Raw genomic sequence first — 9,678 nt, forward strand, 5'->3', positions numbered from 1 at the left:
GTGCATGTGTTGGTGGATATCCATATTCAGGGCCAAAGCAGCCTTAATACCAGCGTCCACAACACCCTTGTTCAAGACAGGAAGCACTCCTGGGAAAGACCAGTCAATGACATTGGTATTGGCATTTTGCTCGTTCCCAAAGTGAGCAGAGGTTGGTGAGAAAATTTTTGAGTTTGTATTCAATTCAACGTGGACTTCAAGTCCGATGACTGTTTCAAAGTTCATTAATTGTCACCTCCAAAAATCACGGGTTGTTGCTTGTGGTAATCCGTTGTTGCTTCAAAAGCAGCTGCAGCTTGATAGATGGTTTCTTCAGAATACTTAGGACCAATCAACTGCAAACCAACTGGAAGACCTTGCGCAAAACCTGCAGGAATCGAAATTCCTGGAAGACCTGCCAAGTTAACTGGGATAGTCAACAAGTCAGCCAAGTACATGGCAACCGGATCATGGTTGAGCGAATCCAAATCAAAGGCCACGCTTGGAGCTGTTGGACCAAGGATGAGGTCGTAATCCGCAAAGACTTTTTCGAAGTCTTGGATAATGAGGGTACGGACTTGACCGGCTTTCTTGTAGTAAGCATCGTAGTAACCAGATGACAAACTAAAAGTACCCAGCATGATCCGGCGTTTGACTTCATCACCAAAGCCTTGACTACGAGTGTTCACATAGATGTCATCCAAGTTCTTGGCATCTTCCGCACGGAAACCATAGCGAATCCCGTCGAAACGTTGCAAGTTTGATGAAGCTTCAGATGAAGCAATGATGTAGTAAACGGCAACCCCGTATTTAGAATGAGGCAAGCTAACTTCTTCGACAGTTGCTCCCAATTTTTCAAAATGTTTGGCCGCATTGAGGATGGTTTCTTTAACTTCAGGGTCAATCCCTTCACCAAGGTATTCCTTAGGAAGAGCAATCTTCATGCCTTTGATGTCTTGACCAATCTTAGAAGTAAAGTCAGCTACACGAACAGGTGCAGATGTTGAATCCTTGGCATCTTCACTGGCAATAACATTAAGCAATTGGGCATTTTCCTTAACGGTTTGTGAGAAGGTACCAATTTGGTCGAGTGAGCTACCGAAGGCAATGAGACCGAAACGAGAAACCGTTCCGTAGGTTGGCTTAAGACCAACAATCCCGTTAAAAGCTGCTGGTTGGCGGATAGAACCACCTGTATCTGAACCAAGAGACAAGCGGACTTGTCCTGAGGCTACAGAAGCTGCTGAACCAGTTGATGATCCACCAGGAACCTTGCTGTGGTCCCAAGCATTCTTGGTTGGTCCATAGTATGAAGTTTCACCAGATCCACCCATAGCAAATTCATCCATGTTGGTCTTCCCGATGACAATCATATCTTTGGCTTTTGCATTGGCAACAGCTGTCGCATCAAAGATGGGCTCGTAGTTATAGAGCATTTTTGAAGCTGCAGTCGTCAAGATGCCATCTGTTGAGATATTATCTTTGACAGCAAGCGGAATCCCTGACAGGAGGTTATCTGCATCGATTCCTTTTCGTCAATAGCCTTAGCTTGGTCAAGTGCTGCTTCTTCAGCCACCGTCACAAAGGCATTGACCGCTTCTTCACGCGCCTTGATATCGTCAAGTGTCGCTTGGGTCAATTCCGTTGCTGAGATTTCCTTAGAGACAAGGAGGTCGTGCAACTCTTCAATGGTTTTATTGTTGAATGACATTAGGCATCTCCTCCATCTTCTAGGATAGCTGGTACCTTGATGTAGTAGTTGTCTTTTTCAGGTACATTTTTAAACAAGCGGTCACGGTCAGTCCCTTTTTCAGCAACATCCGGACGCAATACGGTCTTACGATCAGCCATAGTCGTTGTTGGGGCCACACCAGTTGTGTCCACTTCTTCCAACAATTCCACCATGTCGACAATTTTAGACAAGGTTGTCGCAAACTCAGCTGTCTCTTCTGGAGAGAATTTCAATTTTGAAAGATTGGCAACGTGGGTTACCTCTTCTTGCGTAATTTTCATCTTGCTTCCTTTCGTGAAATGATGATTTTTCAATACGTTCTATTTTACCATAATTAGGCCTATTTTGCTTGGAGGATAAAAAAACTGTAGTAACTTTTTTGTCACTACAGATACCATAGGTTTAGCTTAAACCACAATATTTGAAAGATAGTTAGTCTATGGCTACCAAGAGCTTTCTCCAAGCTTCTAGGATTTCTGGCTTCAAGTATTTTTTCGCCAAATCATACGAAGCTTGATGCATAGACTCAAGATTGCCTTCTAAGACTGCTACAAGCTTATCCGCCATATCAGAAACAAGCAAATCCTCATCCATGGTCTCATCATACGGAACCAAATAACCGTTCTTTCCGTCTTTGATAAAGGTCGGATTACCATAGCGAGCATCAAAACCAACCAAGGCCAGACCTGCTCCAGCTGCTTCCATCAGGGTCAAACCAAAGGTCTCCCACTGAGAGGTGGTCACATAAAGTTCATACTGTGGGTAAATCTTCTGCAAGTTCGCATGACCTCTTAGATGGATATAACTACCTGCTCCAAGGTCATCAATCAGGTGTTCCAGATTTTCTTGTTCAACACCCTTACCATAGATATCAAAGTGAAGATTTGGCACTTTGTCATGGGCCAGGGCAACCGCTCTTATGGCTAGATCCAGCCGTTTGCGTGGGTCTAATCGAGAGGCCGTTATCAAACTAAGGGGCTTTCTCTGACCATCTGGATAACTAAGACTATCCAAGTGACCTACAGGTAGGGCATAAATAGTAGCATTGTCTAGCCCTTGTTTCTGAAGGGTAGTCTCTAGTACTGCTTTTTGTGCTTCAGTCGCTGTGATAAAGAAATCAAACCGCTGGGCATACTTAAAGATATAGTAATACTCATAGTAGAGTCCACCATTTTTAAACTCATGCTCTGAATGGAAAACAAAACCTAATTTTGCAGGTGATTGAAGCTCTAAAATTGGTCGTGCAAATGCAATCAAGGCAGCCCTATCTAATAATAGGGTGTCTTCTTGTGTCAAGGAAAGGCAATCCAAAAAGCGACGCATGACTTCCGTTTGTGACACTAAAATCTCATTTTCCAACCTGTACAACCAAGTAGCTCCCTGCTTGAGTTCTTCAAAAGCAATATGACCATCTTGGTTATGGAAACTTCTTCTGATGAGGATACCCTTTTCAAAGTATTCTGTAACCAGTTTACGGGTTCCATACCACTCACGCTTCAACAAAATACCATTAGTAAGGTAATCGACATATCGGACACACCCCTTTTTATAAGGGTCCATTGTAAAGATGAGTCTACTTCCATCTGAAAACTCATAAATAAACTCTGTTTCATCTTGCCTCTTCAAATCCAGTCGAGTTAACTGGAACTGCTGTTGCAAGGCTCCCACTGTCAACGACGGAATATAACCATCTTGGTCAGTAAAACAGACATAGGCATGCAGGAATTCTTCATAGCGATGTCCCAGAGAAAGATAATAATCCAATTTATAGGGTTGAGGCCAAGTTGTGAAAACAAATTTAGCAGGCGCATTTAATTCACGCAGCATTAAAGCTCTGGATGCTTGGGCTACATCAACACCATTAGGCTCATAGCCCACCAGTAGGTTAAAGGTGTAAATCGTCATCTTTGTCCCCCTTCCAATTGATTAAAGAAAGCCATGATTTCTGCCCTATCAGCCAGTTTTAAAGCCTCATTTTGAGCCTTAAGCGCTCTAGGATAGCAATCTGGTTCCTGCAAAAGTTGGCGGATACTTTGACCCACTTCCTCCACCGAAGCAAAAACAGTTGGTAGGGCCTTATAGTATTGACGGTGGACCGTTGAAGCCAAACCATACAATAGTTGCTCATTTGCAATAGCCTCAAGCGTCACATCAGAAACCTCACTGCCATAATTCAAGTCTAAATAAATAGAGCATTTCCTTAGCAGCTCTCGATATTTCTTACGACTAATCCCAGGATAAAGATGGACATTCGTCTTTTCCTCCAAGCAAGTCAATTTAGGTCCCATACTAGTTAAGGCTGCAATGTGAAAGTCAATATCTGGAAACTTATCAACCAAACCAGCTAGTCCCTCAATATTTTCCGAAGCAGTCATGACCATGGCCTGGGCAACAAAAGGTTGATTTCTTTCTTGTTCTGCACCAGCGAGATAAATCAATCCCGACCTACGCTCCTCTTGAGGATAATAATTAGTAATCAAAATATGGCTCACCTGATTTTGGAGATACTCAAGATTATCATGGCTACCAGAACAATAGACCAATCGTTCAGCTTCTAACAGTGGAAGCAAATTAGGATCCATACAAATGATAGTTTCGTCTGACTTCAGGACCTGCCCAAGAACAAACTTAATTACATCATCCTTACCTGAGAAAATCTTATCTCTTCCCACAGAACCCTGATGAATCAAATAATCTTCTTGGATATAATGCAATAAGACTTCCTCTTGCGCACGATTAAAGTAAATATCCATGAGTTCTTGCCCCTCATCATCTAAAAGACGTTGCTTGGTCCGCCATCCATAACGGTTATAGTCATCAATAGCGACAACCTTTTCCCCTTGGCCGAACCACTCAACCTGCTTGACCGTGCGCTCTCTAACATTTTCACGAAAAATAATATTAGCTCGACGATCTTTGCCGTCAAAAAGATAAGTCGTAATTCCCAAAGTCCAAAGCTCCCAATAAAGAGGAACTGACAAATCATTAAAAAAGAGAGGTTTGCCTTGATAATCATCCTCAGAGGAATAACTAAATGACGATGCTAAACTTATAGTGTTTCCATCTACATCCGTTTCAAAATTAGTGTAGAACACTCGTGATTTCATCCCCAAAGAGTCTAGCAATCTTCTCAGTTTATCCGTCGCTTGACTGGGTTCTTGTGCAATAATGAGCATAGTTATCCTTTCTAACTATTTCAAGCAATAAATAGCTTTAACCTATCCCTTTATTGCTCCAAAAATCTCAAGTTGACCTTTGCTATCTGATAGGTCTCCGTATCTTGAAGATTGGCTTCTTCCAATTTTTCAATGGCACGCTTCAAACGAGTCTTATAAATGTAACGATGCCATGTTAAATCATAGCCCAACATCCCTAGCAGTGCTAGTTTTTCATTTTTAGCTTCCATCTCATCTAAGAAACGCTTTTCCGTCCAGACCTGCGACAAGGTATCCTTGCGCCCTACTCGATACCAGTAGATACATTTTTCAGTGTGAATCACACGATTAGCCTTTAACAAAAGCTTATACATAAGGAAGTTGTCTTCGACATTCTTTCCAACAGGAAAACGCAGGTCCTCAAATAAGGAGATTTTGTAGAGCTTCATCATGGCACATGCCCAAGCCATATCTCTTGTCTCCTGGATAGCATCATGATCAATAATATCTCTTCCCTCATAAAGGGTTTCAGAATAATCATCCTCCGTCAGCTTAATCAAAAACTTACTCGTACTATCATTAAACAAATTATAATTGCCAGTAGAAACATCTGCCCCATACTTTTTCAGCTGATCATACAAGGTCTCCACATAATCTTCTGTCACCCAATCGTCTGGGTCTACAAAAGTAATGTAATCACCTGTAGCCAAGTCAATCCCCGTATTTCGAGCTGCAGATAAACCACCATTAACTTGTCGGACATAGCGAATACGTGAATCTTGCTTGAAGAATTCCTTGCAAATGGTTTCTGACTGATCAGGAGAACCATCATTAACAAGAATGATTTCAAGATGAGGATAGGTCTGGTTGACTATCGTTTCCAAACACTTCCGTAAACAAGCTTCCACATTATAAATGGGAATAACAATACTAACTACTTCTTTATTTTCCATTGATTATCTCTCAATCGTATCTATATAGTCTCGAACAGCCTCTACCATTTGGTCTACTTGGTCATTCTTAAACACTTGATTCTTCCCAGCTTGGTCATGATTGGTCCCTTCAAAAGAGAAAACAGGAAGCCCCAACTGATGAATCGTTTCTGTAATATGATCAACCTCGTCAAATGGATTAATATCCAAATAAAAATCTATTTTTTCCAAAACCTTGCGACTGGTTAGAGGATCAAATGAGGGATAGAGGATAAGATTTGGATACTGCTCCAATTTCACCAAATTAAAACCAAAATGAGAGTGGGCCAAGACATGAAAAGCCACATTTGGAAGGGCTTGTAACAGACGTTCCAACTCAAAAATATCTGCCGTATTGGTATAAATAGCCGTATGATAAGAAAAATCTCCCACCACATCACTAAAGTTGAGCTTTACAGCTGGCTTTCTCAATAAGATATCTTCCCAAGATAGGGCGTAATAGAACCACCAAATATCCCTGAAACGATTAAAACGTTTAGCAGTCCAAGGCTTATTGTAAGAGGTGTAATGGATAACTGCAGGTACCCCTTTAAACGCATCATACCAATCCAGATCCCCGTATATATACTGGTCCTTATCAGAACCTACCTGAAGATTATAAGTCCAAGGAAGTCTGAGCCAAGCATCCTTAAAATACAAATTCAAGATTCCCTGATCACCATAGACTTCTTGGTGATGTTTCTGCGTTAAATCAAAGAGAGATTCTGTTACCTTATGTTGGCGCCACCAGGCAGTGTCAATAACCATCAAACCAGCATTGAAACCTTCCGTCGTCGTCGGACAATCCACTACTGCTCCAATACCAAGACCATTCAAATCAACCTCAAAAAGTGGTGACAAATCCTGTGTAAAAATCATATCACTATCTAAATAGAGAACACGATCTTCTTGAACAAAGTCTGGAATCACATAACGGAAGAAAGTCGCATAATGAATATGTGCACTCGGAAGCGAAAATGCTTTAAAACTTTCTGCAGATACTCGACAATTGACAACCTCCGATGCAATGGTTTCTAAACGACGATTCATAAGCGCAAACCATTCTGTTGGTAAATTCTCATTTAAGACATAGATTTTCCAATGTCCCTGATGGGCGCATAGAGACTTAAGAGCTACCTCTAACTTTTCCATGTAAGATAGGTCGGCTACAAATACAACTGATTTTTTATCCATGTTTTCTCCCTCTCAAACTCTAATAAGAATATCATTTTTTAGAAAACATTACAATTTCTATACTTTAAAAACTCAGCCTAGTGGCTGAGTTAGATGGAAGACAAAGTCTTCTTAATTTAAGATGCCTTAAAATCATTTATCTAGGTTCTCAATCAGCCTAGTGCTAACTCAGAGAAGAATTGTCTACCAGTGCTGACCAGATTTGCAACAGCAAACCTTGACAATCACACAACTAAAAAACCAAACATCGCTTGAATTAGAGATAGCTTTAATAAAAGATCAAAAGTCCTATTCTACAGAGGCACCGTTACTTGCGATAACTTCCTTATACCAGTTAAAGGATTTCTTCTTAGAGCGTTTAAGACTACCATTCCCATCATTATCACGGTCCACATAGATGAAACCATAACGTTTCTTCATTTCACCAGTTCCGGCAGAAACAAGATCGATACAACCCCATGTTGTGTAGCCCCAGAGCACTACACCATCTTCATTGATAGCATCACGCATGGCCTTGATGTGAGCCGCCAAGTAGTCGATACGATAATCGTCTTCAACATAGCCATTTTCATCTGGCCTATCCACAGCACCAAGCCCATTTTCAACGATAAACATCGGTTTTGGTAACGATCCCAGATAGCATTGAGGGTAATCCGAAGACCTAGTGGGTCAATTTGCCAGCCCCACTCTGAAGCTTCCAAATAAGGATTTTTAATAGAGGCAAAAATATTGCCGGCAGTCTTTTCATTAACTTCTGGATCACCTGAAGCCACACGACTAGCATAGTAAGAGAAGGAAATGAAATCAACAGTATGCTCTTTAAGAAGGGTCAAATCTTCTTCCGTCATCTCAAGCTCAATGCCATCACGTTCCCACTGTTTCTTAGCATAATTTGGATACTCCCCACGAGCCTGAACATCAATAAAGAAATAGCTACTACGGTCTTCTTGCATGGCTGCCCAGTAGTCCCGTGGGTGGGCTGTATTTGGATAATACTGACCCGCCGCCAACATACAACCGACCTTATTGTCAGGGTCAATCTCATGGGCCAACTTCGTCGCCATAGCTGAAGCTACCAACTCATGGTGGGCCGCTTGGTATTTCACCTGCTCCTCATTTTCACCCTCTTCAAAGCAAAGTCCTGCTCCCATAAATGGGGCATGGAGAATCATGTTAATTTCGTTGAAAGTGAGCCAGTACTTAACCAAACCTTTATAACGTGTGAAAAGGGTACGGCAAAGTTTCTCATAGAAACCAAGCATCTTACGGTTTCGCCATCCCCCATACTCGGTAATCAAGTGCATGGGACAATCAAAGTGTGTGATGGTCACTAAGGGTTCAATGCCATGTTTGTGACATTCCTTGAAGAGGTCCTCGTAAAAGGCAAGACCAGCTTCATTTGGCTCAGCCTCATCCCCCTTAGGAAAAATACGTGACCAAGCAATAGAGAGACGGTAGGTCTTAAAGCCCATTTCACCAAGGAGAGCAATATCTTCCTTATAACGGTGGTACATATCAATACTTTCCTTGGCAGGATAAAAATACCCATCCTCGAAATCAAACATCTTACGATGACCCGTGATAATAGACAGGCGGTCCTTACCAATCGGCACCACATCAACATTGGCTAAACCACGCCCATCGGCATCATAAGCTCCTTCACATTGGTTGGCTGCCGTCGCTCCACCCCACAAAAATCCATCAGGAAACGTTAATTTTTTAGTCATTCTTTTACCCCTTCTGTATGTCAACTTTATCTAGTAATAGTATACAATACTTTGCAATCGTTTTCCTATAGTTCACAACAAAAAATCGAGAATAGGATAACTTCCTACTCTCGATGATGACTCATTTCCAATTGTCTTCTAAAAATTGGTGACGAATAGCGCTACTTTGCGCATAACGTTCGGGATTAGTCTTATAAAATCCCTGATGGTAAGCTTCGGCTTCGTAGAAAGTCTCCGCAGGTTCAATCTTTGTCACGATTGGACGGTCAAAACGTCCTGAAGCCTGAAGATTAGCCTTAGATTGTTCAGCAATTTCCTTTTGACGCTCAGCAAAATAATAAATCACAGGACGATAGTTATCACCACGATCCTCAAATTGTCCAAAAGCATCCGTCGGATCGGTCTGAGCCCAATAAATTTCGACTAAATCAGCAAAAGAAATGATTTCTGGGTCAAAGATAATCTCCACAGCCTCAGTGTGGCCAGTCGTTTTACGACAAACCTCCTCGTAAGTTGGATTTGGCACATGTCCTCCAGTATAACCAGAGCGAACAGATAGAATACCTTCTTGCTCCTCAAAAGGTTGCACCATGCACCAGAAGCACCCTCCGGCAAAAATAGCTCTTTCCATAGCGTCCTCTCTTACCAAACTGGTTCATCCAAACCTTGAGATGATTTCTTGATGACCTCTTTGACTTCGTCAGTATGATAAGCCTTGATAACTTTCTTGATAGCATCAGCCTTATCTGATTTTTCCCAACCTTTTTGGGCTACAAGTAGATTGTACCATTGCTTAGTATTTTTACTAGCAGGTTCTACGTAGATAGCTGTCTTAGGATCAATACCAGCCTCTGTAACGAAGTCATTATTAATAATGGCTGCATCAACAGAATCAAGGTTGGCAGCTGTCTGAGCAGCAT

Annotated in this window: 7 protein-coding genes and 3 pseudogenes; all 10 read right to left on the reverse strand. The window is 41.7% G+C overall.

Features of this window, described 5'->3' with window-relative positions; genetic code table 11:
- A pseudogene (locus HSISS2_RS08670) lies at positions 1 to 225 on the reverse strand (Asp-tRNA(Asn)/Glu-tRNA(Gln) amidotransferase GatCAB subunit B); the annotation flags it as partial.
- Positions 225 to 1,690, reverse strand: a pseudogene (gene gatA / locus HSISS2_RS08675) (Asp-tRNA(Asn)/Glu-tRNA(Gln) amidotransferase subunit GatA). The pseudogenes HSISS2_RS08670 and gatA, both read right to left, overlap by 1 nt.
- Positions 1,690 to 1,992 carry an Asp-tRNA(Asn)/Glu-tRNA(Gln) amidotransferase subunit GatC gene (gene gatC, locus HSISS2_RS08680; protein WP_002884769.1) on the reverse strand — a complete coding sequence of 101 codons (303 nt, stop codon included), beginning with the start codon at positions 1,990 to 1,992 and terminating at the stop codon, positions 1,690 to 1,692. Before gatC ends, gatA begins: the two are co-directional and overlap by 1 nt.
- A gap of 151 nt (positions 1,993 to 2,143) precedes the next feature.
- Positions 2,144 to 3,616, reverse strand: a complete 1,473-nt coding sequence (locus tag HSISS2_RS08685) for a glycosyltransferase (RefSeq protein WP_021146374.1) — start codon at positions 3,614 to 3,616, stop codon at positions 2,144 to 2,146.
- The gene (locus HSISS2_RS08690) at positions 3,613 to 4,887 is read right to left on the reverse strand and encodes a GftB--glycosyl transferase (protein ID WP_021146375.1); all 1,275 of its coding nucleotides are present in this window, start codon (positions 4,885 to 4,887) and stop codon (positions 3,613 to 3,615) included. The genes HSISS2_RS08685 and HSISS2_RS08690 overlap by 4 nt, the downstream gene beginning before the upstream one ends.
- 50 nt (positions 4,888 to 4,937) lie before the next feature.
- Positions 4,938 to 5,819 (reverse strand): glycosyltransferase family 2 protein, encoded by an 882-nt coding sequence (locus tag HSISS2_RS08695; protein WP_042767116.1) that lies wholly within the window; start codon positions 5,817 to 5,819, stop codon positions 4,938 to 4,940.
- Positions 5,820 to 5,822: 3 nt separating this feature from the next.
- Positions 5,823 to 7,031 carry a glycosyltransferase gene (locus HSISS2_RS08700; RefSeq protein ID WP_021146377.1) on the reverse strand — a complete coding sequence of 403 codons (1,209 nt, stop codon included), beginning with the start codon at positions 7,029 to 7,031 and terminating at the stop codon, positions 5,823 to 5,825.
- Positions 7,032 to 7,319: 288 nt separating this feature from the next.
- Positions 7,320 to 8,758 (reverse strand): annotated as a pseudogene (locus HSISS2_RS08705) (6-phospho-beta-glucosidase).
- Between the two features lie 121 nt (positions 8,759 to 8,879).
- Positions 8,880 to 9,389 (reverse strand): peptide-methionine (S)-S-oxide reductase MsrA, encoded by a 510-nt coding sequence (msrA, locus tag HSISS2_RS08710; RefSeq protein WP_021146380.1) that lies wholly within the window; start codon positions 9,387 to 9,389, stop codon positions 8,880 to 8,882.
- Between the two features lie 11 nt (positions 9,390 to 9,400).
- The coding region (locus HSISS2_RS08715; RefSeq protein ID WP_042767117.1) for a MetQ/NlpA family ABC transporter substrate-binding protein at positions 9,401 to 9,678 on the reverse strand (278 nt) is incomplete at its 5' end.

The organism is Streptococcus sp. HSISS2, assembly GCF_000448665.1.
In the GTDB taxonomy this organism is placed as follows: domain Bacteria; phylum Bacillota; class Bacilli; order Lactobacillales; family Streptococcaceae; genus Streptococcus; species Streptococcus raffinosi.

Bases quoted from the DNA above. Each gene is read 5' to 3' on its own strand.
- HSISS2_RS08685 (WP_021146374.1), bottom strand. From the start codon at position 3,616: ATGACGATTTACACCTTTAACCTACTGGTGGGCTATGAGCCTAATGGT.
- HSISS2_RS08700 (WP_021146377.1), bottom strand. From the start codon at position 7,031: ATGGATAAAAAATCAGTTGTATTTGTAGCCGACCTATCTTACATGGAA.
- HSISS2_RS08695 (WP_042767116.1), bottom strand. From the start codon at position 5,819: ATGGAAAATAAAGAAGTAGTTAGTATTGTTATTCCCATTTATAATGTG.
- HSISS2_RS08690 (WP_021146375.1), bottom strand. From the start codon at position 4,887: ATGCTCATTATTGCACAAGAACCCAGTCAAGCGACGGATAAACTGAGA.
- gatC (WP_002884769.1), bottom strand. From the start codon at position 1,992: ATGAAAATTACGCAAGAAGAGGTAACCCACGTTGCCAATCTTTCAAAA.
- msrA (WP_021146380.1), bottom strand. From the start codon at position 9,389: ATGGAAAGAGCTATTTTTGCCGGAGGGTGCTTCTGGTGCATGGTGCAA.